The organism is Nosocomiicoccus massiliensis (genome assembly GCF_000438455.1).
GTDB lineage: Bacteria > Bacillota > Bacilli > Staphylococcales > Salinicoccaceae > Nosocomiicoccus > Nosocomiicoccus massiliensis.
In genome coordinates, this window is the sequence record NZ_CAVG010000056.1 from 1 (window position 1) to 24,199 (window position 24,199).

The following is a 24,199-nucleotide window of genomic DNA, read 5'->3' on the forward strand; positions in this document are numbered from 1 at the left end:
GTTACAGTTCCTACTTTCCCTCTATAAATCCCCTCATACACTTGCTCTGGATGTATTTCGTCTTCATTTAACAGCTCTTCAAACAGTTTTTCACCGGGTCTAATACCAGTGAACTCGATACCAATCTCTTCTTGACTATAACCACTTAAACGGATCATTTTTCTCGCAAGATCTACTATTTTTACAGGTTCTCCCATATCTAGAACGAACACTTCTCCACCTTCTGCTAGTGCACCTGCTTGTAGTACAAGTCGTGCCGCTTCTGGTATCGTCATAAAGTATCTCGTCATCTCTGGATGCGTCACTGTCACTGGACCACCCGCTTCTATTTGCTTTTTAAATAGTGGGATTACTGATCCTCTTGAACCAAGTACGTTTCCAAATCTTACTGCGACAAAGTCTGTCGTACTGTCTTCATCATTTAAGCTTTGAACAATCATTTCTGCGACACGTTTTGTTGCACCCATGACGTTTGGTGGGTTTACTGCTTTGTCTGTTGAAACCATCACGAATTTTCTTACGCCTGTTTTTTTGGCCGCTTCTGCGGTATAATTCGTTCCGAAGATGTTGTTTTGTACCGCTTCTTCTGGGTTGTATTCCATAAGTGGTACGTGTTTATGCGCTGCTGCATGGTAAACTGCAAATGGTTTATATTTCTCCATAACTTTTTCCATTCGCTCTTTGTCTTTAATGTCAGCAATTATTGGCACGATGTCGATTGCTTCTCCATATTGCTCAGTGAGTTCTCTATGTATTAAGTATATACTGTTCTCACCGTGTCCTAAAAGGATAATTCTTTCCGGTCCAAACTTGCATATTTGTCTGCAAATCTCTGAACCAATAGAACCACCTGCGCCTGTGATAAGTACTACTTTGCCTGTTAATTGCTTTGAAATCATTGCTGTGTCTAGTTCTACCGGTTCTCTTCCGAGTAAGTCTTCCACTTCTACTTTCTTTAGTTGACTAACTTCTAGCTGACCAGACATTACTTCCTCGATATTCGGCATTCTTAATACTTCTACACCCATACCTTCACATTTTTTTGCAATTTCATTATATCGATTATTTTTTAATGAAGGTATCGCAATAATCACTTTTTTAATTTTATATTTTGATATAAGCGAAGGAATATCTTCTCCTGTCCCTTGTACTTTAATCCCTGTCGTTATAGACATTCCTTGCTTATTTAAATCATCATCTACTACCGTTACTGGCTCCATTCCCATATAAGGAGTTGTAAGCATTTGACGTATGAGCAAGGATCCACCTCTACCTGCACCTACGATAAGTGTTGGTATTTTCTCAATATCTTTATCTGATAAAAATTGCTTTCTTATGATTCTCCATGAAAGTCTTGAGCCTCCAATTAATAGAAGGTGCATCATCCATGTTATAAAATATAATCTAAAAAATGGGGGACTCTGTGTAAATAATGATACTAATATCATCGTCGATATCATAGAAGCTGAAACAGCTTTTACAATGAGTAGCAATTCGTTTACACTTGCATATTCCCATGCTCGATGATACAAATTAAACACAGCAGAGAATACATGATGACTGACTAGTAAAATTCCAGCGGTTAATAAAAGTTTGCTGAGCAAGTAACCTTCAAAATAAGGCTCTAGTATGTAATAACTTAAGTAAATTGAAAATGTCACTATTAATGAATCTATAAGCATTAATAGAAAAATTCTAAATTTAATAGATGGTTGCTTCATGAGAATCTCCTTTCACGTTAAAAAATGCCTAAAAACTTTTTACGTTGTGTAGGCTCTTCTGGTCGGTTCGTATAAACTCTTTCTTTATTTAAAAGACTTTCAGCATTTTTGATCATTTGATTCAATTCGTCATGATATGCTTTTAGTTTCTTATTTCTAAATAGACTGTCCATTATAAACGGACGATTGTCTACGTTATGTGCATCGGATGCTATGAAATGAACTAAATTACAATCAATCATTTGTAAACTCACTTGTTGAAGCTTCTTCCCTAAGCCACCGTTTAATGACGTTGTCGTCAGTTGAGCGAGTGCTCCACTGTTAATAAGTTCATATAACAGTTTCAAATCATTCGCGATCGCCTTATTTCTTTCTGGATGAGCGATGATTGGTGTATATCCTTTTTTTTGTAATTCGAATATTATCTGCTTCGTTGAAGACGGTACATGACCTGATGGTAATTCAATTAAGATATATTGAGAATTCGCTAAAGCAATCGCCTGATTCGAATCTAACTCTTTAAACAATTCATCTTTAATTCTTATCTCTTGTCCAGGATGTAATTTTATACCGATATCTTGAACTTCTTTTTGAGCATTAAGAAATTCGAGTCCTTCATAAACATTTTTTGCTTCATTATCCCAATTCGGATGTAAATGATGAGGTGTAACGATAATATCCGTTACACCTTCATTTTTTGCTTGCTTTAAAAGTTCAATCGCATCTTCTACATTTTTAGGTCCATCATCAATACCAACTAAAACATGTGAATGTATATCTATCATTACTCTTCTCCATAATAATAGTAGTAACTGCTTGTAGACTGATCTAACGTCGCTTTATTTAAAATAACACCAAGTATTCTCGCGCCTGACTTTTCTACTAGTTCTTTACCTCGCATTACCTCATTACGATCGTTCTGACTCGCATCTATAACGAGTACTGCGTTATTTGTTAGTTTAGCAAATAGCTGTGCATCCGTTACTGTTAGAATCGGCGGTGTATCTATAATAATCATGTCGTACTGTGTCTTTAACTCTTCAAATATTTCTTTAAAACGTTGTGAAGCAATTAACTCTGACGGGTTCGGTGGTATTGGCCCCGCCGTAAGTAAACTTAAGTTATTTACACGAGTCGGTATGACGTAGTGTTCAATAGGTTCTCCTTCAACGATCGCTGTAGATAGCCCACGTGCATTCGGTTCTTGGAACAGATAATGTTGAGAAGGCTTTCTCATATCTCCGTCAATAATTAACGTCTTCATTCCTGATTGTGCATATGTAATTGCAGTATTCGCACTAATTGATGACTTTCCTACATCTGGTCGTTCTGCTGTGATTACGATAGCATTCACGTTGCCATCTGGCGTTGAAAACGTAATATTTGTACGAATCCCTCTGAACTTCTCACTTAAAACAGACTTCGGATTTTCATATGTTTCTAATGGGTTTATTGTCTTCTTTTTCTTAGCCATATAACTATTTCACCTTTTCTATACTACCGAGCACTGGTAAATCTAAGTATTCTGCAACGTCATCTTCATTTTTAATACGTTTATCGAGTACCTCTTTTAAAAAGATGATTAACGCAGCAAGTATAAATCCTACAAACATACCAACCGCGACATTAACTAGTGTTCTCGGTTCTACTTGTTCTCCATTTCCTTCTGCAACAGAAAGAATTGACACGTTGTCGACATTCATAATGTTTTCTACATCTTCACTGAAGACTTCTGCGACTGTGTTTGCGATCGTGTTTGATAATTCACTGTGTTCACTCTTAACACTGATGTTTAACACTTGAGAGTCCGACTGACTTGAAATATTTAGCATATTTTGAATTTCTGTAGTCGTATACCTATTATCTAGACGATTTGAAACTTCATCTAAAATACGTGGACTTTTAATAATCTCTGAATACGTTTGAATCAGCTTCAAGTTTGATTGAACTTGCTGACTTAATATCGTGTTCTCATTCTCTTTTTGGTTGACCAGTAATTGAGTCGTCGACTCATATTTTGGTGTAATTAAATACATAGAAATCAGTAACGCAATGATTCCAAATAATAATGGTAAAGCTACAATTGAAAAAAAGTTTTTCTTAATAATTTTAAATAAATCTTCTAAATCTATTGTCTGTTCCATTTCTTCCTCCGAGTATGTTTATATATCGTTATTATATATATATATCTATTATGTATCAATATGTAATAACGTTCCTTTTTTCGCTTGAAGATAGTCATTCACACATGACATACATCCAGCTCTCCGTCTATAATGTGCTGGCTGTTTATTTTTGTACGTCGAGCATCGATTCTCCTAAATAATCGACGATGTCCATGGCGGTCATTGCTTCGACTGCTATCGTTCGTGCGACGTATTCTGCTGTGTATCCGTGCATAAATACTGCACTATTTATGGCATCTTCTAATCTTTCATAACGATTAGAGAACCCGAGAATCATGCCCGCGAGTACGTCACCGGATCCGCCTTTTGCTAGACCTGTGTTCCCTCTACTCTGAATCGTCGGACTCGCAGAACAAGGTGTCGCCACAACTGTTTGACTTGCCTTTAATACGACGTACACGTTATATTTTTCAGCAAACTGCTGTGCGACGTGTGCTTGATTTTCTTTTACCTCTGTAACACTGACGCCGAGTATACGCGCCATTTCTCCGAGATGTGGTGTAATGACGGTCGGAGCTGGTCTTTTTTCAATATATTTAATAAGTGGACGCACGTGTGATAATCCGTCTGCATCGATGATGAGTGTCCCATTAAATTGTTGAATAAGTGTTAGTACGTCTTTCTCATCATAAGACGAAAGTCCTGGGCCGATTAAAATACTGTCGAGTCCATCTATAAATTGTTCTAAAGAATCTTTACGATCGTACAACATCGCTTCAGGGACATGCGTCCCTAGAATTGAAAAATTCTCAGCCGGAATATTTGCTGTCGTAAGTCCTGCTCCGCTTCTCACTGCAGCTTTTGTAGCAAGGACTGAAGCACCAGGCATCAATCGACTCCCTGCAATCACACCGACTTTACCGTACGTCCCTTTATAAGAATCTTTCAGTCTTTTTGACCATAGTCTTATTACATCTTTTTGCTTGAAGCTATCCATATTACGCCTCTAAACGATCTACCGTTATTTCACCAATAGATTTTGCACAAATGAGTAACGATTTTTCATTAATTTCAAATTTTGGGTGATGGTTTTGATATGCAACTTCTACACCCTCTGGTTTTGCACCGACGTTAATGTATGTCCCAGGTGCTTTTTGTAAATAATACGCAAAGTCTTCAGATCCTGTGAGTGGTTCTGTTACTTGTACGTCTGTTAAATAGTCTCCAATACTATTTTTCAGTAACTCTCTAACGTGTTCAGATTCTTTTGGATGGTTATATAACACTGGGAAATGGAAGTCGTAATTCAGATTACATTGTACGTCAAATGCTTTCTCTAATCCTTCGACCATATCTTTAAATCGTTCATAGACGAATTCTTTATTTTCTTCTTGTAAATAACGCACTGTCCCGCGGAGCGTTACTTTGTCTTGTACGACGTTATATCCGCCAGTAGCGTCCTCGAAAGAAGTAATTGAAATAACCGTCATATCTAGCGGGTTCATATTTCTAGATACAATCGTTTGAATGTTTGTAATAAAATAACTCGCTGCTACGATTGCGTCTCTCGTATTATGCGGAAGTCCGCCGTGACCGCCACTTCCTTGGATGACTAAATCAAAGTTTGAGCATCCTGCCATCGCATTACCTGTCGCAAATTGGATGATCCCTGTGTCGAACATTGGAAAAACGTGCGCGCCATATACTTCGTCTAAATCGTCTAAAAGACCAGATTCTACAATTGATTTTGCACCACCTGGCGGCACCTCTTCAGCGTGCTGATGAATAACTTTAATTGTACCGTCCCATTCATCTCTTAACTCATATAGAGATTCAGCAAGAATCAGCATATACGCCGTATGCGCATCGTGACCACACGCGTGCATGACGCCTTCGTTTTTAGATTTAAACGGCAAGCCCGTTTCTTCAGTCACTGGTAGTGCGTCGAAATCTGCACGAAGTCCAATCGTCTTTCCTTTATTTTTACCGTTAATTTCAGCGATAATACCGTAACCATTTCCTACATGTGTCGTCACTTTTACGTCTTTATCTTTATAGAAATCCGCTATAAATTGCGCTGTTTTTTCTTCTTTAAAAGATAATTCTGGATACTGGTGTAAATGACGACGGATGTCGATCATCTTATTTTCTTTTTCTTCAAGCTTTTTAAACAATTTCTCTTTAAGACTCATAAGAAGCCCTCCGTTTTTTCTAATTTGCATTTTTTAAAATATCATAAATCGACGCGTTAATAATCGCGATTCCTGGTTGATATGGCATCACGAGTCCAGAAATCATCACTTCTTCCCACGGATACTCTTCCATCGTAAATAGAATTTCACCCGCTTCGATTTTTTGTAAGAATGCGTGACGTTCTTTTTCTTCCATCGTTTCTAATATCATATTTAACAGTTGTTTATTTGTTAAACTTTTGCTGATGCTGTTGATTAACTGCGCGCGTGTTGTTGTTTCATCGAATTCTATATTTAAATAACTCGCAATCATATATAGCTGCTCTTCTCGAGTGAGCATGTTGTAATATTCGATAATTGGATATTCAAATAAGTTCACCGCAGTCGTATACTCCGCATGATTTAAATCGACATTGTTTAGGTGGATATCTTCTCTTACTGTTGGTAATTCAATTTGTCTACCAAAACTTCGTAATATCCCATCTATAACTTCTTCATGAATGACACCTTCACCTTCTCCTATAAATAATAGATGATGGTTAAAAGTTAGATACGGATATTTTTCTAAATCAAACGGCACAACTTGTACGTTTGACTCATGGTGAAAGTTTGAAAATCGTGTAATCAACTCGATTTCGTCTGGTGTGAGTGATTCTGATAGTATCGATAAGTACTGATAACTCATTGCCTCTTCGATTTTTTCATCGATTAATTTATATAAATTCGTCCCTTGTTCACCTATCTTTTTAAGATGAACATCGGTTAAATACATGTTGTAAAACGTTGCGAGATCCATGTTAGTCCATCCTCTTTTCGTAATACGGTCGTTCTTGGTTTATAATTTTTGCGATATGTGCGTTAATTGCTGTAATCGGATAGCGCTCTCGATAATTCCTTGTACGCGCACGTTCGTACACTACGCTATAGTCGATATGATCTGGACGTGAAAGTATTTCTAGCATCGATTTTACAGTATCGATATCTCCAACGTTATCTATCGGAGTCTCACCTGAATGAGAAATCACGCGAGGTGCGTAATGTTCTGTCGTCACGGTTTTAATGAGTGATACATTTACTGTATATTGTTCTTCACTTTTATAATGGAATTTAAAGCTAGGATGCGCTTTTAATACGGCATCGACTTGTATAAACGATGCATCTATGCCGTCACTGTTTTCGTAAAACTTTTGATTGTTAAACGAAATATAACTTCCACTATTCCTCCAAATAAAACTCTCTTTTATAATTTCAATCAGTTCTCGACCGCTTAAACGCGTCGGAATAATCACATTTCTCGTAATCGATGGTATTTGATCGATGACTAACAATAATTCATAGCCGTTAAAATATTTACTTTCGTCGACCGACGTGATAATGCTAATATCAACGTCTTTTAGAGTATTTAAGACTCCTTCATGCATGACTAAATAATCGCGGTGGACTTCTACTAAAATCCCAAGTGACTTTGCTTCTTGCCACATCGTTTTATTGTCATACACGTGAATGTTCTTCTCTGCATTTTCTTTTAACTGTACCACTGTTTCGTTTGGTAAGAGACTGAGTGCGTGCGATATATATTCTTTCGTCGTTAAATAATTCACGACTGTTTCAATAAAGCTATCTTTATACGATCCATAATGTGTGATATTTAATTTTCGAATGATATCTCGTAAATGTCGACTCGTTAAATTATCATACAACCATAAAATGTTACCCGTATAAATCGGTGTTAATTTATAAATATCACTCGGCGTCTCGATATCATTATCATCTAACATCATTTTTACGTCGCTCATTAAACCTTCTTTAAGTAACGTATCGTAAATCTTCTTAATAATATCAAAATGTGTGACAGAACCTTCCGGTATCTCGACGATATATTGAAACTCTTTTAACGCAAGAAGTTCTTCACTCTCTTCAACATAAATGATGTCTTGACCTTCATTCTCCATTTTTAAACGTTCTACCAGCTTAACTTCAGCCATAGATAGCGCATGAGAAAGTGTCTGAATCTCTTCACCATTATTTAGTTTCTGTAATTTAAATTCGACAAAATCATCGACCGTAGAAAACTCCGTATTGTACCAAATGAGCGCACGGTAAAGCATATCATCTTTATAATATATTTTAAAAAACGCACGTAAATCCATATCATCACCACCATTATCATTATATTTATTTTATCATTGTTTCACTTAAAAGATAAAAGAACCGACTACACTTAGATGAATATAAAAAGAGCTTGAAACAACATTCTGTTGTGTTCAAGCTCTTTATTTTAAATACGATTAATTTTTATTTGTTTTCCATTCGTTAAACGTTTCAATTTCGCCTGTTTTATTTAGACGCTCTGGGTAGTCATGTTGCCAGAATACCGCGTTTGGCACTTCTTCTTTAGAAGGTGAATATAACGCGTAGTTTCCAGAACCTTTTTCTTTCATCTGTGACTCGTAGTCTTTTAGTGCCCGCACTGCTGGTTTAAATAAGAACCATATTGCGACTAAGTTTAGCCAAGCCATCATACCAACACCTAAGTCCCCGAAGTCCCACGCAAGTGCTGCCGTACGAATTGTACCGAACACTGTCGCGAAGATGAGTAATGCACGTACAAAGTTGATGGCAACTTTTGTACTATTATCACTCAAGTTCCGAGTTAAGTAGGAGATGTTTGTCTCTCCCATGTATGAGTAAGCTAAAATCGTTGTGAATGCAAAGAAGAATAATGCGACCGCAACGAATTTAGATCCTAATCCTGCAAATGTTGGATCAAAGACATATGATGCGCCTTCAAACGCTTTGTCTACCCCTGCTTGAACGTACATAGCTGTTCCTGAGTAGTCTCTTGAGCCATCTGCAGATTGAACGTAAACTTCACCGTCAAATAGTAAGCTTGGACGTCCGTCTGCTAACGTTTGACCGTCCGTAGTGTTATACGTTCCTGAGAGTAAAATGATGAGCGCAGTTGCTGTACATACGAATAACGTATCGATATATACTGAGAATGATTGTACTAACCCTTGCTTTGCAGGGTGAGAAACTTCTGCAGCAGCTGCAGCGTGTGGCCCTGTTCCTTGTCCTGCTTCGTTAGAATAAAGACCACGTTTTACCCCAATTTCAATCATCGCACCTAAAATACCACCGAACGTTGCTTCTAAGTTAAATGCTGATTTAAAAATTAGTGCGAACATCGCAGGTACGTCTGCAATATTAATTACAATAATGACAATTGCCATTAAAATATAAATAATTGCCATGAATGGCACGATTGCTGTTGCAACGTTTGCGATAGATTTTAATCCGCCGAATACGATTAAAGCGAGTAAAATCGCAAGAACTGCTCCGACAATCCAGTGTGGGATGCCCCATGCGTTATGTAATCCTGACGCGATTGCGTTTGATTGTACCCCTGGTAGTAACAGTCCTGTTGCAATTACCGTTACAATCGCAAAGGTAATCCCTAAAATCTTACCGAACTTATTGTTAATACCGTACTCCATGTAGTACGCAGGTCCCCCGCGGTATTCTCCGCGTTCTTCACGTTTATAGATTTGTCCGAGTGTCGATTCAATGAATGCTGTACTCGCACCTAAAAACGCTGTTGCCCACATCCAAAATACCGCACCAGGTCCACCGATGAAAATAGCTGTAGATACTCCGACAATGTTACCAGTACCAACACGTCCCGCTAGTGATAGAGAAAGTGCTTGGAAACTCGTAATCCCTTTCGGTGAGTTTTCTCCTCTAAACATTAAACGGATCATTTCCTTAAAGTGTCTCAACTGGAACACCTTTAACATAAGCGTAAATAAAATCCCCGTTAGTAAAAGCCCATAAACGAGAGGTTTACTCCATACGAGATCTAATAAAAACGCTACCAAATTATCAAGAAAATCCATGTGAATTCCCCCTAACATAAGTTTTATAAATATATTGCTATTATAATATTTAATGTAAGCCTTTACAACTATTTTTAGGAAATAAAATGACAAGGCCTAATTTATTTAGACCTTGCCTAATTAACTCATTATTATATTTTTAAAATCTCTTTAACTTCATCATGTGTATATGAGACTTCTGAAGTATTCTTTTCATTCTCATATTCTCTGATTAAAGCTACATCAAAATCATCTTCGATTTTCTCTTTGAGTGTTTCTTTTAGCATTGTTGATAAAGGTATATTGTGAATCTGTGCATACTCATTAAATAATTGATATTCCTCGTCTGTTAGTGGGATATTAACTGCATGCATAAAAACACTTCCTTCTCCTATGCTTCTGGTAATTCTGATATACCGATATTTGTCATTTCGTAAGGGTTGAGTACGTGATCGAGCTGATTTTTTGTGAGGATGCTGTGCTCGAGTATAAGTTCACGCACACCTTTTCCTGTTAATAGTGCTTCTTTTACGAGTTCTGATGACTGCTTGTACCCGATATGTGGTACGAGCGCCGTGATGACTCCGAGTGATTCGTTGACGTAGTTTTCCATGATTTCTTTGTTCGGTGTAATTCCGACAACACAGTAATCTGTGAATGCTTTAAATCCGTTATGCATAATGTCGATAGACTGTAATAAGTTATAAACGAGCACTGGTCCCATAACGTTTAACTCGAACTGACCCGCTTCTGACGCGAGTGATACAGTTAAGTCGTTTCCGTATACTTGGAACGACACTTGGTTAATCATCTCAGGCATTACCGGGTTCACTTTACCTGGCATAATCGATGAACCTGGTTGACGTCCTGGTAATTTAATTTCGTATAATCCTGCTTTTGGTCCAGACGCCATCATACGAATGTCGTTTGCGATTTTTGACATGTTCGTCATCATAATTTTTAAGCTCGCTGATACTTGTACATAGCTATCTGTAAACTGGGTTGCGTCGACTAAGTTATCCGCAGATACTAAGTCATACCCTGAAATCTCGCTTAACTCTTTTACGACGTGTTCGATATATTCAACACTTGCATTAAGACCCGTACCGACTGCTGTCGCACCGATATTTACTTCTTTTAAATCTTCAAGTGTATGACGAATACGTTTTTTGTCGCGCCCAATTGCACGTGCGTATGCACCGAATTCTTGGCCAAGACGAATTGGGATCGCATCTTGTAAATGCGTACGACCCATTTTAATGTAGCCGTCAAACTCGATTGACTTTTCTTTAAATGCTTCTTCCATATGTTCAATTGCGTCAAGCAGTCGCTCTGCGCGCATCATAATCGCTAAGTGAATCGCAGTAGGTACTGCGTCGTTTGTCGACTGTGCCATATTGACGTGGTTGTTTGGAGAAATATAATCGTAATCTCCTTTTTCTCTACCGAGAATTTCAAGTGCGCGGTTTGCGATTACTTCGTTTGCGTTCATGTTCATAGACGTTCCAGCGCCGCCTTGAATCGAATCGACGATAAAGTGATCGATATGTTCACCGTTAATAATCTCTTCTGAGGCTTGAACGATCGCGTTCTTTTTATCTTCTTCTAATTGGCATGTTTTATAGTTTGCGATTGCTGCAGCTTTTTTAACCATCGCTAATGCACGAATTAAATCGATATTTAACGTATGTCCTGTAATTGGAAAGTTCTCTTTTGCACGTAGCGACTGGCATCCGTAATATGCATCGTTTGATATTTCTTTTTCACCAAGGAAATCAGATTCTATTCTTGTATTCTGAGCCATAATTTACCCTCACTCTATTTTAAAATCATTGAATCTATATCTTTTTTAAATTCATTTATGACGATTGGTCCTTCTTCTGATGCGAATATCGCGTCTTCAATACGGACTCCACCGTATCCTTCGATGTAAATACCTGGTTCAATCGTAATAACATTACCTTCTTTTAATACGTCGTGGTTATTGTCATCAACAGATGGTCTTTCGTGTAAGTCATGACCTAATCCGTGACCGACTCTATGCGTAAAGTACTCTCCGTACCCGTCGTTTTCAATAACGTCTCTCGACGCTTTGTCGATGTCACTAAACTTCGTACCGACTGTACTCGCTTTAATACCTGCTAAGTTAGAGTTTAACACCGAGTTATAAATTTTTCGTTGTTTTTCATCTGGTTCACCGATGAAAAACGTACGTGTCATGTCTGATACGTAATTCTCTTTTGTGACGATACCGAAGTCGATCAGTAAAAAGTCACCTTTTTTAATCACACGGTCTCCTGAATCGCCATGTGGTAGTGCTGATTTACTACCTGCAAGCACTGTTGGTCCGAATGATGGCCCAACTGCACCTCGCTTTTTAAATTCTGCCACTAAAAAGTCCGCAATTTCCATTTCAGTTTTACCTTCAACGGTAATATTGTATAACTCGTTGAGTGCGTCTTCTGTTATTTTTACAGCATCTTGTAGATGGACTAAGTCTTCGTCATTTTTAATACCGCGCAGTTCACTGAGTGTGTTAGAAATATCTGTGATGTTCTCATCATCATACTTTTCAAGTAAACGTTTATAACGGTCATACGTTAAATGATCTCCCTCAACACCAATTGTTTTACCTTCTGGAATACTTTCAAATATATATTGAAAAGCATCTTCACCATCTTTATGTGGTTTTAACTCATCAACTGTAGCATCCTCCTTAACTGTTTCCTCATCGAGTTTTGGATAGACAATCGTCGATTGTTTGCTTTCTTTATCGATGATGAGTGCGAGTAGACGCTCGTGCGGGCTAAGGTTAGCCCCTGAAAAGTAAAATACGTTCATCGGATTTGTAATAATCGCGTAATCCGTTTCTAGTGTTTCTATGAGACTATGTGCTTTTTGATTCATTAATGATTCTCCTCATTTAAATATTTTTTAAACCAATCCGTCATATATTCAAGACGTTTAACTCTTAAATGTGGAAGACCCGTTCTTGAAAGGTTGTGGTCCGCATCAGGGAAGCGAACGAATTCAGCTGTCTTTTTACGATATTTAAGTTCGATATATAACTGCTCCGCTTGCTCGATTGGACATCTAAAGTCATACTCACTATGTAAAATGAGTAAAGGCGTTTCTACATTGTCGACATATTTGAGTGGTGAATGATGCCATAACGTGTTGATGTCATCGACGCCTGCTTGAATTTGCCAATCAGTAAAGTAGTAACCGATATCTGATACCCCTCTAAAGCTAATCCAGTTTGAAATCGAACGCTGTGTCACGGCAGCTTTGAAGCGGTTCGTATGCCCGACGATCCAGTTCGTCATAAATCCGCCGTAACTTCCACCAGTTACACCGAGTCTATCTTCATCGATAAAATCGTACGTGTCTAATACGTAATCGACTGACGCCATCACATCTTTATAATCTGTGTTACCGTAGTCTCCGCGTACGTGATCGACAAATTTTTGAGAGTAACTATGAGAACCGCGTGGATTTGTAAATAATACTGCGTATCCAAGTCCTGCTAACACTTGCATTTCATGGAAGAATGTATGTGCGTAAAACGCATGTGGTCCACCGTGCACGTTCACAACGAGCGGATATTTTTCTCCATCTTTAAATCCAGCTGGCTTCATAAACCAACCGTGAATTTCTTCATCGTCAAAACTATTAAAACGAATCGATTCTGGCTTAACGATTTCCTTTGAGTCGACGAATTCTTTGTTCACTTCAGTGAGTTGCGTCAGTGTTTCAGTGTCTAAATCGAACTGATATAACTCACTCGGTGACACTGGTGTAGAAATCGTTATATATACCGTATCATCACTAGCATCCATTCCGAAAATGTTGTGCTCACTTTGAAGTAGCGGACGAACTTCTCCTTCGATGTTCCCTTTATAAAGATTCACTGCACCGTCTTCAGATAGTAAGAACACGAACTCCTTGTTTGATACAAATTTAACGACGCGCGACTCTTCATATTGTTGAACGTCTTGAACAACTGCTGACCCAGCTGGTCGGTCGAGCTTACTAGTGATGTCCGTCAACGTAAAGTCGTCGAGTGATAACAACTCAATTGTTAAGTGTGCCGCGTTTTTATAGTTATAATCTGTCGTTAAAAGTAACGCGTGTTTTTCATCTTTTGACACTTCAACGCCGTATACTGATTTGTCTTGAAGTGTCACGACTTTGTCTTCACCGTTACGACGAACGTATAACGTGTTCGTAAAATTGAAGTCCGGGTCGTCGCTTTCATTCGTCGTGTAAATGATACCGTCAGACAACTCTGCCATAAACGAATAATCCGCTTCACCAGAGCAAACGGTTTCAACTTCACGTGTGTCGATATCTATTTTCTTAACGACTTGCTTCTTTTCAGGTACATAACCAAACGGTCCAGGTGCACCGTCAATTTTGTATTTCATGTTCGTAATATGTACGGGTTGCTTTTTGTCGTCTTTCTTATCATCGTCTTCTTTTTTGTCGTCTTCTTCTTTAATATTTACATGATAAAATACTGCCGTGCCGTCGTTAGAAAAACGCGGGTTTAATACGCCCTCTTCTTCAAACGTTAACTGCTCTCTTTCCCCGCCAGTACGTCTTAATAAAAAGATTTGAGGCTTATCGTTATCTCCTTTAGCTACAAATAACGTTAAGTTCCCGTCGCTAGAATGATCGACTTGCGAGATGCGTCCTTTATCAAACGTTAGCTGCTTTAAGCCGATATCTGTCGCTTCGTGTAGATGCGTGACGTAATTGTTGTCTTTTTCGTTTACAGTTGTAACGTAATACGTCGCACCGTGTCCAGGAATCGCCTTTGGCGCACTCACGGATTTGATGTTAAAAATATCTTCGATTGAAATGTGCTTCATAAGATTCTCCCCTTCTAAAATAATTTTATCATGTTTTATATCGTCTTTTGAAGAAATCTCTTATACATTAAAAACATTATAAGTGGCACACTAAAAATACTAAGTAAGACGCCGGTTGGAAGTTGAATCGGTGACAAAATCGTTCGCGCGATTGTGTCGACCACTCCGAGTAAAATTGCACCGTATAATCCAGATAATATAAACAGCTCTTTTGCTTTTCTTGGGCGAATGTACTGAATCATTTGTGGCACGATGATACCGATAAAGCCGATAATCCCTGTAAAACTGAGTAGTACGAGTGACGGAATCGCCATTACGATTAGTAACTTTAGTCGTAAATTAGAAACGTCTACACCAAGACTAAACGCACGTAATTCACCAAGCGTCAGTAAGTCGAGGTCGCGTGATGATTTAAATAACACAACAAGGCTGACGATAAAACAAACGAAAACGAGGCTAACAAATTCATATCGACTGCCTGAAAAACTACCGAACATAAACTGTACAATCGATTTCGTTTTCGTCGGATCGAGCATAATGATGATGTATAGTACACCACTTAACAACGTCGAAAATAGTACACCTGTAATGACGAGTGTTTCTGGTCGCAACATTGAATCGATTTGCTTTGCGATAAAAAGCACTAAAAATAGTGAGATGAGTCCCGCGACGACACCAAATAACGGAATTAAGTAAAACGACGCACTAATATAAATCGCGATTGCCGCACCGATGACTGCTCCGTTCGCCATACCGAGTGTAAAACTATCTGCCATTCGGTTATTCAGTAAAATTTGAAATACCGCACCACAAATAGACAGGACCGCACCTCCTAATACCGCAAATAAAATTCTCGGTAATCGGATTGAATACACGATATTAAAATGACCTTCAAATACGTTGATTGTCCCGATAACTAAAGATGCGAGTATAACTACAATGAGTATACTCGCAAGCACTACATATTCTTTATTCATGGACACATTCCGCAATGTCTTTCATCGCTGAAAGAATACGTGGACCTGGTCGGGAGATTTCATCGACATTTGGTACACATAATTTTCCTTCATCTATAAATGGCATGTCTTTAAATGCTTTCTCATCTTTTACGACATGACTCACCTGCTCTTTGGAAATACCTGTTGCAGAAATGAGGTACTCTGGACTTCTTTCAACGACCGCTTCAACATCGACCATCGGGAAGTCTTGTAAGTCGTCGAACACGTTTACGATGTTAATGTCATTTAACACACTACTCATAAATGTATCATTGGCTGCGACGTAAATGTCAGGTGGCGTAGTGATTAACACAAACGCTGTTTTTTCATCGGTATTTTTATATTGTTCAATGAGTTGTTCACGCTCTTCTTTCATTTTTGCAACGAGCGCGTCACTTTTGTCTGTTACATTTAAAAACTCACCGATCTGTTTAATTGACGTAAATACGTCGTCGAGCGTTTTCGCATCGTTAATGACGAGTACTTCTGCATTCGTTGCTTCAACGATTTTGTCAATTTCAGCTTTTGCGCTTTCACTTAAAAATTCGTGTGAAATAATATGCGTCGGATTCAACTGAATCACTTCTTCAGGATTAATGTTAAACGTGTCGATTCTTGCAATGTCCCTTTCATTTAGAGACTCTGGATAGTTGTCTACTGATGAAACACCGACAAAGTAATCCGTGCCGACAAGCTCACTTACGATTTCCGTGTTACTTGGGACAAAAGATACGATACGTAAGCTCGAATCGTCTTCTTGGCTACATGCAGATAACATAAAGATGGCTATTAGTAATAAAACACGCTTCATGGACAAGTACCTCACTTATATTTTAGTTTTACATCGATTTTGGTGCGCTCACACCGATGATTGTCAGTGCGTTTTCAATCGTTTGACGTACCGCTTCAATCATTAATAAATACGCGTATGTTTTTTCTTTGTCTTCGCCGAGCACTTTTTCTTGGTTGTAGAATTTGTGGAATTCTGATGCGAGGGTTTCGACATAGTTTGTAATTCTATGGTTCGCACGCGCTTCAGCCGCACTTTCGATTGTACGTTTAAAGTTACCGACTTGCTTTAATAACTCAAGTGCTTGAGGGTGCGTGATCACGTCTAGTGATTTACTTCTATCTAAGTTAAATCCTGCTTCTTCTGCTTGTTTTAAAATGCTACAAATTCTCGCGTGTGCATATTGAACGTAATAGACCGGGTTTTCGCTCGACTCTGATAATGCTAAATCTAAGTCAAAATCAAACGGCGTGTCTGCACTACGCATCGCTAAGAAATAGCGTGCAGCGTCGACACCAATTAAGTCCATTAACTCTCTTAACGTCACCGCATTACCTGTACGTTTACTCATCTTAACTTCTTCGCCGTCTTTAATTAAACGGACCATCTGCATAATTTCTACTTGTAGTTTCTCAGGGTCTTCACCGAGCGCACCAATCGACGCTTTAATACGGTTAATGTAACCGTGGTGATCTGCACCAAATAAGTCGATTAATAAATCATAACCGCGTCTTAATTTGTCGTAATGGTACGCGATGTCTGGCATAAAGTACGTGTATGTACCGTCCGTTTTTCTAAGGACGCGGTCTTTATCGTCTTTCCAGTCCGTCGTTCTTAACCAAATTGCTTGATCTGCTTCATACGTATGACCATTTTTTGTCATAATTTCTAACGCTTCTTCGACTTCACCTTTTTCGTACAGTGATGTTTCACTAAACCAGTTATCAAACGTGACACGGTAGTCTTGTAAGTCTTGTTTTAATTGTGCCATTTCATATTCGACACCGAGCGCTCTAAATTTAGAGATACGTGTTTTTTCATCTAAATCTTTGTATTCCGGATGTTCGTTTTTAAGACGTTCGCCGATCGCTTTAATATCTTTACCACGGTAGCCATCTTCAGGCATTTCTAACGGCTCTCCGAACGCTTCAAAGTATCTTGCGTTAATAGATAATGCTAAATTATGAATTTGGTTACCCGCGTCGTTTATATAGTATTCACGAGTGACATCGTACCCCGCGTAGTCTAAAATATTCGCTAACGTATCACCGACTGCAGCGTTTCTTGCGTGACCGACGTGGAGTGATCCTGTCGGGTTTGCAGAAACGAATTCTAATAATACTTTTACGTCTTTTTTCTCACTACGTCCGTAGTTTTCTTTTTTATCGAGTACTTCGTCGATAATTTTAGTGAGCGATCCTTCGTTCATTTTAAAGTTAATAAACCCTGGTCCAGCGATGTCAATTTCACGGATATCGCCTTTTTCTTTATCGATATGTTGAACGATTTCCTCTGCGATTTCACGTGGATTACGCTTTAACGTACGCGTCAGTGCCATCGCGATGTTCGTTGAGAAATCTCCGTTAGATTTATCTTTTGGGATTTCAATTTTAATGTGTGGAATTTCTTCTACTAATTCGGATTGTTTGAGTGCGTCTTCAATAACCGTTACTAAATGCGCTTTTAAGTCCATATTATGCCTCTTTCTTTAAATGATATTTATAATGTCCTAGTATTTCATCGTTTTCAAATAACTTATACGAGATAAAGACCTCGTCTTCAGCCGTTTTAACTTCAGTCGTATACACTTTAAATCGGTGGCGCCCTGCGACTGTTTCATAGACAGTGTCCGTCAGCTTGCCTTTTACGAATTGAAATTTCATCGTCACTGGGCCGCTTCTCATAATACGCACGACGTCGTCTTCTATACTTAAAATAACTGGAACAGTCTCTCCGTTCAGTATTTCATCGTACTTTAAAAATGTGCGATTTCCCTTTAAAATCTTTTCGACTTTCACTGTTTGTGAAAAGTTTTCGCGTCCACTCTTTTGTTTAATTGTCTGTTTTAATCGATACACAATTCGTCACCACCATAATGAGTAATTATAACATAATTTAGTGTCGATTCTTTTTAAAACGACTGTTACATAAAAGAAAAAAGGCAGAGCAATCGCTCCACCTTTAGTGTCTTAGTTATCTGATATAACTAAAGATTATTGTACCTTTTCTTTTTGAATTAATCAAATGAAAATTAATATTTATACACCGAGGTACTCGTGGAGTTCTGTTGAGTTTTCCCACGCGACTGGATCGCGTTCTTTTAAAAATTCGATTAACGTTTGTTTTGTTTTGTCGTCTAATTCTTCTAGACGATAACGTCCTTTCATTGCGTGGTCTAAACTATTCACGTGTTCGTGCATCATTTTATACCCGCGGCGTCTACGTCCGACTTTATTCGTCATAAAGTAACACGACGTCACTCCGCTATAATACACACCTCGTTCGTCTTTATCTAAAGCCATCCATATTAAATTATAATCATTACGCTCGCCTTCTTCTTCTAATGCTTCACTCATATCTGTAAACCATTTGACGGCTTTTTCCGGTTTTGCACGCCCGTGAAGGCCACCCATATCGACGAATGGTCGTTGCTCTGTGAGTTCAATATACACTGGCGCAACGTCTTCAATAATCATGGCTCCTTTATGACCATCTAACTCGTCATTTTTTATAATGTTAAATTGAAATCCTGGTTTTTTTGACACAGTTAATCCTCCTAAACATCATTTAAGATAACTCATTTAATAAGTTTAAGATCTTGGTACGAATTGTATCATCTTTAATACGCATCACTTTCTCTTTTGGATAATATAACTTCGCATTCGACCGGTCGAGCCCTGTGATTGCTTGTATGACAACTGATTCTGCACTAATTTCTCGAATGCTGCCGGATTCTTTTAATATGTGAATTGGCTGACGCGAAGACCCTGGTCGGTCGTAGTCATACGGCATATCAGAATATTTATCTGTAAGTAAAAAGTATTTAGGGTCGATGCCCGCTGTTTCAAATAAATTTTCTAATTCTGAATACGTAATAAACCCATCGTAAAACGGCACGTAATTAAATAATTTTCTGTTCACGAACCGGTCAGCGAGTTCATTGAGTATTTCATCGACCTCTTCCACCCACTCTTGAAGATAAAAATTCATAACCGTCTCGTCGAGTATTAAATAATCATGAACAGTTTCACGCTGTTCGAAAAATGGGATTAAATACTTCGGCGGCTGTTTAAAGACGTAGCCTCTTTCGTACAGTTCTTTTGCACGGTTAAAAATTAGTGTCAGCAACACTTCCCCTCCACGTGATACCGGGTGGAAATATATTTGCCAGTACATTTGATAGCGACTCATTAAATAATCTTCGACTGCGTGCATACCGCTATCTTTGATGAGTACTTCATCTTTTGAAGGGACCATCACTCGAAGCAGACGATCGATATCGAATTTTCCATATTCAACGCCTGTCACATACGAGTCACGCTGCAAGTAATCCATTCGGTCTGCGTCAATTTGACTCGATATCATCGAGATAATCAGTTTGTTTTCGTGAGTATGTGCAATGACGCTCGCAACTGCTTCAGGAAACGACTCGTCAACACACTTTAATACACGGTTTACTTCTGTGTCCCCGAGTATTATTTTTTTAGTATACGTTTCGTGGTTTGTTCCGAAAATCTTTTCAAACGAATGTGAAAACGGTCCGTGCCCGACATCGTGTAATAACGCAGCACATAAAGCGAGTAGCCGGTCATCTTTTGTCCATTTGTCATATCGTGAAAAGTTCTCGACCATTTTACGAACAATTTCATATACGCCTAAACTATGTGTAAACCGTGAATGTTCAGCTGACGGAAATGCGAAATATAACGTACCGAGTTGTTTAATTCGGCGAAGCCTTTGGAATTCTTTTGTCTTTATAAGATCCCAAATAATACGGTCTGTCACGTGAATATAACTATGGACTGGGTCTTTAAACACTTTTTCTGATTCGAGTTGCTCGTATTTATAATCGGTCATTATCGATATCACCTCAATCGTTTAAACGTTCGTTTCTCTCCACCATGCGCTCACGTTGTTTATTAAATAAATCGAGTGCGTCGTTAGTTAAATGCTCACCTTTTTGAATGACACCAAAGAGCGTTTCTACCGTTTTTAATATTCTCTCTTCAGCTTCTGTCACCGTTAATCCGTCTATCAGTTCTGATAAAGAAATCATGACATCCGGGTTCATGTCTAACCTCGGTGGATTTGACGCTACGTCATAAAAATCTTTCATTACTTCAGCGCGTTTACTTCCGGAACCTTCTACGGCTAAATAAATTTGTACAGCAACCGCTTCTTTAATGCGTCGCTGTGAAATGCCTGCAAATTTTTTACCGTCGACAGATAAATCATAACTTCCCGGGCAATAACTACCGACAATTTCATATGCTTTAACTTCTAATTCTGGAAAACTTTTTTGAATGATTTCAAGCATCTTGTCATATCCGTCATCGATCGACGGAGCGTCTTTTTTCGGAATGACGAGCGATACGTTTAGCACACCACCGTCTAGCACAACTCCAAGTCCACCACTATTTCTAACGATGTAATGATAGTCTTTTTCACGAAGTACTTTTAACCCTTCGTCGAGATGTTCTAAACGCATATCTTGAAGACCGAGTATTATAAAGTTGTCATGCACCCAGCTTCTGACGCGAGGTATTTCATCATCTGATACGAGGTGTTGAAGCACATCGTCATATGCAAACGAATCAAACGGATGTTCAGTATACTCTTTTGGATAAAATAATACGGTGTTTTGCAATGGCTTTTCTCCTAAAGTTCTTGACATAGCAATATTATACTGCTTTTGTCACAAATTTTCGATATTTGGTGTTTGAATTCAGCCGAACAGACTGTACACTAAAATTAGGTAAATATTTTAAGGAGAGATATAAATGAGCGAAGCAGTTAAAACTTTAGACGGCTGGTGGAGTTTACATCTTTTATATAACGTAGACTGGCCAGCGTTAAGAATGCTTACTGATGAAGAAAGAGAGGAAATCGTTCGCGAGTTTGAAACGTTCTTAGAAAAGAGCGAAGCAGTCAGCGAGAAAAAAGAAGGCGACCACACGATGTACAACATTACTGGTCAAAAAGCAGACATCTTACTTTGGTTCTTACGCCCAACTGTTGAAGAATTAAACGCGCTTGAAAACGAACTGAACAAGTTAAAAATTAGCGACTTCTTAATTCCTGAGTATTCGTACTTCTCAGCGATTGAAATGTCGAGCTACCTCGCGAAAGATTCAGACGAAGATCCGTACGAAAACCCATATGTAAGAAGCAGATTATATCCAGAATTAATGGACGCACAGTACTGCTGTTTCTATCCGATGGATAAAAAACGTGACCTCGACGATAACTGGTACATGTTACCAATCGAACGTCGCCGTGATTTAATGAGAGACCACGGAATGATTGGTCGTAAATACGCAGGTAAAATTAAACAGTACATTTTAGGGTCACAAGGACTCGACTTATACGAGTGGGGCGTCATGCTATTATCTGACGATATGCTCGAATTCAAAAACATTATTTACGAAATGAGATTCGACGAAACAAGTGCGCGCTATGGTGTGTTCGGCGACTTCTACGTCGGTGTACGTTTAAGAAAAGAAGGATTACAAGAGTTCTTCCAAATTTAAAACGTTTGAAAATTCCTGAAAACGAGTATAGTATAGTATCTCGGTCAGGAGGAAAAACGAATGAAAAGATTAGTTAAACGTGCAATTGTATTTTTAGCACCGATCGTCGTCGCAAAAGTCGTCGACAAAGTACTCGGTGAAGACGATACGAAGAAAAAGAAAAAACGCAAAAAATAAATAAAACAGCCTGTACTCACGTTGGGAGAATTTCCTTAACGAGTACAGGCTATTTTTTTATCTTTAAACTGTAATGTTGAAAAGTTATTTTTTGATATTGCTGCACCCTGCAGTGAGTCCCTTACTTTGTCCTTCATCTCCCCAGTAGTCATTGCTCGCTTTGAATATCTTTTTACTTAAAAGAAGCATAACGATTAAGTTTACGAACATGACAAGTCCTAAGAAAACGTCTGTTAAATCCCAAATGGCTTTTAATCCTCCGATTCCACCGATGTATACCGCAACTAAAAAGATATAGCGATAGATGCGCGCTTTCTTAGTTGAAATAATTGTTGAAAGTTGCGATTCACCGACGTAACCAAGTCCGATTACAGTACTATATGCAAATAAAATCGTCGCGATACCAACTGCGATACCTAATAACGGTGAAATATCTCCGAATACTTGTGCAACGATTGTACCCGCGTCTTGTCCTTCAAGTTCAACTCCACTCGTCAGTAGTGCGAGCGCTGTAAATGTACAGACGACAGTGACTAAAAATACTTCTGTTACACCAAACACTGCTTGTTCGACTGGATTTTTAACACGTGCTGGTGCGTGAGACACTGTGAACACTGCTTGTCCTGCTCCTGAAACGAAGAATCCACGCGCGATTCCATACTGCATAGCTTTCATAATGCCGTAACCTGCAAATCCTGCGCCTGCTTCAGCCGGACTAAATGCAGATGAAAACACAAGCTGTACTGCAGGAATAATATCTTTATAGTGAATAATAATCACAATCGTCGCGACGATAATGTAGAAAAGCGACATAAACGGAATGAGTTTTTCTGCGACACTTCCGATACGTTTAACTCCTCCAACGATAACGATCCCAACAATCACGACGTTAACTGCTGCTAAGATATACAAGTAATTCGATAAGTTCGGTGCGATATTTGTCATGTTCGACACCGTCACGTTAGACTGAATCATCGCACTCGCGAGACAGACAAGTACCATAAGTACAACGATTACTTCACCTAAATATTTTATGCCTAGACCTTTACGCACGTATAGTGCAGGCCCTCCAACGTATGTACCGTCGCTTTTTTGCTCACGGAACATGACGATTAAAATAATTTCAGAGTATTTAATCACCATTCCGATAAAGGCAGCGATCCACATCCAAAGAAGTGCACCAGGCCCTCCGCTAATTAACGCACTGGCAACACCAACGACACTTCCCATACCGATAACAGAAGATAACGATACAAACATCGACTGTAACGATGTTAAGTCACCCTCTTGTTTTTCATCTTTATCGTCATTTAACCCACTAAACGTCTGTTTAATAATTTTAAAAAATTTTTTAATATGTACGAACTTCGTACCAACTGTTAAATAAATCCCGACGAGACCTAAAAAGACTAAGGCCGCCGGCCCCCATATGACGCCATTCACCCTATCAACGAACGCCAAAAATTGATCTAACATACACTTCACCCCTTAAGTTACTATGTACTTTAGCACTAAACGTTTATTTTTAAACATTGGAGTGGTGGGTGCACGGACTGGGAGTGGTTTTTCATCTTTAAAAGGAGAAAATACACTTTTGTGCGGATTTATTTAACAAAAATATCGCGATTTTGTTAATTATCCGGGTTTATTTAACATATCCTGGTCGTCGGACCCGGTTTTTGTTAATTATAATTTT

Annotated in this window: 22 protein-coding genes; 1 reads left to right on the plus strand and 21 read right to left on the minus strand. The window is 38.6% G+C overall.

The genetic code is table 11. The annotated features are described in order from the left end of the window. The 20 genes from TJ68_RS02710 to TJ68_RS02805 form a co-directional block, all read right to left on the minus strand. On the minus strand, positions 1-1,721 hold a 1,721-nt coding region (locus tag TJ68_RS02710), incomplete at its 3' end, for a polysaccharide biosynthesis protein (protein ID WP_040928600.1). 17 nt (positions 1,722-1,738) lie between these two features. Then, positions 1,739-2,506, minus strand: coding sequence for a tyrosine-protein phosphatase (locus tag TJ68_RS02715; RefSeq protein ID WP_040928601.1), 768 nt, complete (start codon positions 2,504-2,506; stop codon positions 1,739-1,741). Next, positions 2,506-3,195, minus strand: coding sequence for a CpsD/CapB family tyrosine-protein kinase (locus tag TJ68_RS02720; protein WP_040928602.1), 690 nt, complete (start codon positions 3,193-3,195; stop codon positions 2,506-2,508). Before TJ68_RS02720 ends, TJ68_RS02715 begins: the two co-directional genes overlap by 1 nt. 4 nt (positions 3,196-3,199) lie before the next feature. Further along, complete coding sequence (locus tag TJ68_RS02725) at positions 3,200-3,865, minus strand: YveK family protein (protein ID WP_040928603.1); 666 nt, start codon at positions 3,863-3,865, stop codon at positions 3,200-3,202. A gap of 145 nt (positions 3,866-4,010) precedes the next feature. Beyond that, positions 4,011-4,844 carry an NAD(P)H-hydrate dehydratase gene (locus TJ68_RS02730; RefSeq protein WP_052327266.1) on the minus strand — a complete coding sequence of 278 codons (834 nt, stop codon included), beginning with the start codon at positions 4,842-4,844 and terminating at the stop codon, positions 4,011-4,013. 1 nt (position 4,845) lies between these two features. Next, positions 4,846-6,039: an amidohydrolase gene (locus TJ68_RS02735; RefSeq protein WP_040928604.1), complete on the minus strand. Its 1,194-nt coding sequence runs from the start codon at positions 6,037-6,039 to the stop codon at positions 4,846-4,848. Positions 6,040-6,058: 19 nt separating this feature from the next. Beyond that, the gene (locus TJ68_RS02740) at positions 6,059-6,835 is read right to left on the minus strand and encodes a hypothetical protein (protein ID WP_040928605.1); all 777 of its coding nucleotides are present in this window, start codon (positions 6,833-6,835) and stop codon (positions 6,059-6,061) included. 1 nt (position 6,836) lies between these two features. Next, positions 6,837-8,189: an IS1096 element passenger TnpR family protein gene (locus TJ68_RS02745; RefSeq protein WP_040928606.1), complete on the minus strand. Its 1,353-nt coding sequence runs from the start codon at positions 8,187-8,189 to the stop codon at positions 6,837-6,839. A gap of 138 nt (positions 8,190-8,327) precedes the next feature. Then, on the minus strand, positions 8,328-9,935 hold the full coding sequence (locus tag TJ68_RS02750) for an alanine/glycine:cation symporter family protein (RefSeq protein ID WP_040928607.1): 1,608 nt from the start codon (positions 9,933-9,935) through the stop codon (positions 8,328-8,330). 131 nt (positions 9,936-10,066) lie between these two features. After that, positions 10,067-10,288 carry a type II toxin-antitoxin system RelB family antitoxin gene (relB, locus tag TJ68_RS02755; RefSeq protein ID WP_040928608.1) on the minus strand — a complete coding sequence of 74 codons (222 nt, stop codon included), beginning with the start codon at positions 10,286-10,288 and terminating at the stop codon, positions 10,067-10,069. Between the two features lie 17 nt (positions 10,289-10,305). Beyond that, positions 10,306-11,718, minus strand: a complete 1,413-nt coding sequence (gene aspA / locus TJ68_RS02760) for an aspartate ammonia-lyase (RefSeq protein WP_040928609.1) — start codon at positions 11,716-11,718, stop codon at positions 10,306-10,308. A gap of 14 nt (positions 11,719-11,732) precedes the next feature. Then, the gene (locus tag TJ68_RS02765) at positions 11,733-12,821 is read right to left on the minus strand and encodes a M24 family metallopeptidase (RefSeq protein ID WP_040928610.1); all 1,089 of its coding nucleotides are present in this window, start codon (positions 12,819-12,821) and stop codon (positions 11,733-11,735) included. Further along, positions 12,821-14,788 (minus strand): S9 family peptidase, encoded by a 1,968-nt coding sequence (locus TJ68_RS02770; RefSeq protein WP_040928611.1) that lies wholly within the window; start codon positions 14,786-14,788, stop codon positions 12,821-12,823. Before TJ68_RS02770 ends, TJ68_RS02765 begins: the two co-directional genes overlap by 1 nt. A gap of 35 nt (positions 14,789-14,823) precedes the next feature. Next, entirely contained in the window at positions 14,824-15,765 is a 942-nt protein-coding gene (locus TJ68_RS02775) for a FecCD family ABC transporter permease (RefSeq protein ID WP_040928613.1), read from the minus strand. Next, positions 15,758-16,597 (minus strand): ABC transporter substrate-binding protein, encoded by an 840-nt coding sequence (locus tag TJ68_RS02780; RefSeq protein WP_040928614.1) that lies wholly within the window; start codon positions 16,595-16,597, stop codon positions 15,758-15,760. The genes TJ68_RS02775 and TJ68_RS02780 overlap by 8 nt, the downstream gene beginning before the upstream one ends. 28 nt (positions 16,598-16,625) lie before the next feature. Then, positions 16,626-18,269: an arginine--tRNA ligase gene (gene argS / locus TJ68_RS02785; RefSeq protein ID WP_040928615.1), complete on the minus strand. Its 1,644-nt coding sequence runs from the start codon at positions 18,267-18,269 to the stop codon at positions 16,626-16,628. A gap of 1 nt (position 18,270) precedes the next feature. Further along, on the minus strand, positions 18,271-18,654 hold the full coding sequence (locus tag TJ68_RS02790; RefSeq protein WP_040928616.1) for a YwiB family protein: 384 nt from the start codon (positions 18,652-18,654) through the stop codon (positions 18,271-18,273). Positions 18,655-18,834: 180 nt separating this feature from the next. Continuing rightward, entirely contained in the window at positions 18,835-19,341 is a 507-nt protein-coding gene (locus tag TJ68_RS02795; protein WP_040928617.1) for a YwhD family protein, read from the minus strand. A gap of 22 nt (positions 19,342-19,363) precedes the next feature. Continuing rightward, a complete protein-coding gene (locus TJ68_RS02800; RefSeq protein ID WP_040928618.1) occupies positions 19,364-20,653 on the minus strand; it encodes an HD domain-containing protein in 1,290 nt (429 codons plus the stop codon). A 13-nt stretch (positions 20,654-20,666) separates the two neighbouring features. Beyond that, on the minus strand, positions 20,667-21,443 hold the full coding sequence (locus TJ68_RS02805; protein ID WP_052327267.1) for a lipoate--protein ligase family protein: 777 nt from the start codon (positions 21,441-21,443) through the stop codon (positions 20,667-20,669). Between the two features lie 133 nt (positions 21,444-21,576). On the opposite strand from TJ68_RS02805, the gene hemQ reads away from it, so the two are divergent. Next, positions 21,577-22,326 (plus strand): hydrogen peroxide-dependent heme synthase, encoded by a 750-nt coding sequence (hemQ, locus tag TJ68_RS02810; protein WP_040928620.1) that lies wholly within the window; start codon positions 21,577-21,579, stop codon positions 22,324-22,326. Positions 22,327-22,587: 261 nt separating this feature from the next. Here hemQ and TJ68_RS02815 read toward each other — a convergent pair whose 3' ends face one another. Next, a complete protein-coding gene (locus tag TJ68_RS02815) occupies positions 22,588-23,979 on the minus strand; it encodes an alanine/glycine:cation symporter family protein (protein WP_052327268.1) in 1,392 nt (463 codons plus the stop codon). Between the last annotated feature and the right edge of the window lie 220 nt (positions 23,980-24,199).

Bases quoted from the DNA above. Each gene is read 5' to 3' on its own strand.
- argS (WP_040928615.1), bottom strand. From the start codon at position 18,269: ATGGACTTAAAAGCGCATTTAGTAACGGTTATTGAAGACGCACTCAAA.
- TJ68_RS02715 (WP_040928601.1), bottom strand. From the start codon at position 2,506: ATGATAGATATACATTCACATGTTTTAGTTGGTATTGATGATGGACCT.
- aspA (WP_040928609.1), bottom strand. From the start codon at position 11,718: ATGGCTCAGAATACAAGAATAGAATCTGATTTCCTTGGTGAAAAAGAA.
- TJ68_RS02765 (WP_040928610.1), bottom strand. From the start codon at position 12,821: ATGAATCAAAAAGCACATAGTCTCATAGAAACACTAGAAACGGATTAC.
- TJ68_RS02815 (WP_052327268.1), bottom strand. From the start codon at position 23,979: ATGTTAGATCAATTTTTGGCGTTCGTTGATAGGGTGAATGGCGTCATA.
- TJ68_RS02770 (WP_040928611.1), bottom strand. From the start codon at position 14,788: ATGAAGCACATTTCAATCGAAGATATTTTTAACATCAAATCCGTGAGT.
- TJ68_RS02745 (WP_040928606.1), bottom strand. From the start codon at position 8,189: ATGGATTTACGTGCGTTTTTTAAAATATATTATAAAGATGATATGCTT.
- TJ68_RS02740 (WP_040928605.1), bottom strand. From the start codon at position 6,835: ATGGATCTCGCAACGTTTTACAACATGTATTTAACCGATGTTCATCTT.
- TJ68_RS02735 (WP_040928604.1), bottom strand. From the start codon at position 6,039: ATGAGTCTTAAAGAGAAATTGTTTAAAAAGCTTGAAGAAAAAGAAAAT.
- TJ68_RS02750 (WP_040928607.1), bottom strand. From the start codon at position 9,935: ATGGATTTTCTTGATAATTTGGTAGCGTTTTTATTAGATCTCGTATGG.
- relB (WP_040928608.1), bottom strand. From the start codon at position 10,288: ATGCATGCAGTTAATATCCCACTAACAGACGAGGAATATCAATTATTT.
- TJ68_RS02775 (WP_040928613.1), bottom strand. From the start codon at position 15,765: ATGAATAAAGAATATGTAGTGCTTGCGAGTATACTCATTGTAGTTATA.
- TJ68_RS02720 (WP_040928602.1), bottom strand. From the start codon at position 3,195: ATGGCTAAGAAAAAGAAGACAATAAACCCATTAGAAACATATGAAAAT.
- TJ68_RS02800 (WP_040928618.1), bottom strand. From the start codon at position 20,653: ATGACCGATTATAAATACGAGCAACTCGAATCAGAAAAAGTGTTTAAA.
- TJ68_RS02730 (WP_052327266.1), bottom strand. From the start codon at position 4,844: ATGGATAGCTTCAAGCAAAAAGATGTAATAAGACTATGGTCAAAAAGA.
- TJ68_RS02780 (WP_040928614.1), bottom strand. From the start codon at position 16,597: ATGAAGCGTGTTTTATTACTAATAGCCATCTTTATGTTATCTGCATGT.
- hemQ (WP_040928620.1), top strand. From the start codon at position 21,577: ATGAGCGAAGCAGTTAAAACTTTAGACGGCTGGTGGAGTTTACATCTT.
- TJ68_RS02725 (WP_040928603.1), bottom strand. From the start codon at position 3,865: ATGGAACAGACAATAGATTTAGAAGATTTATTTAAAATTATTAAGAAA.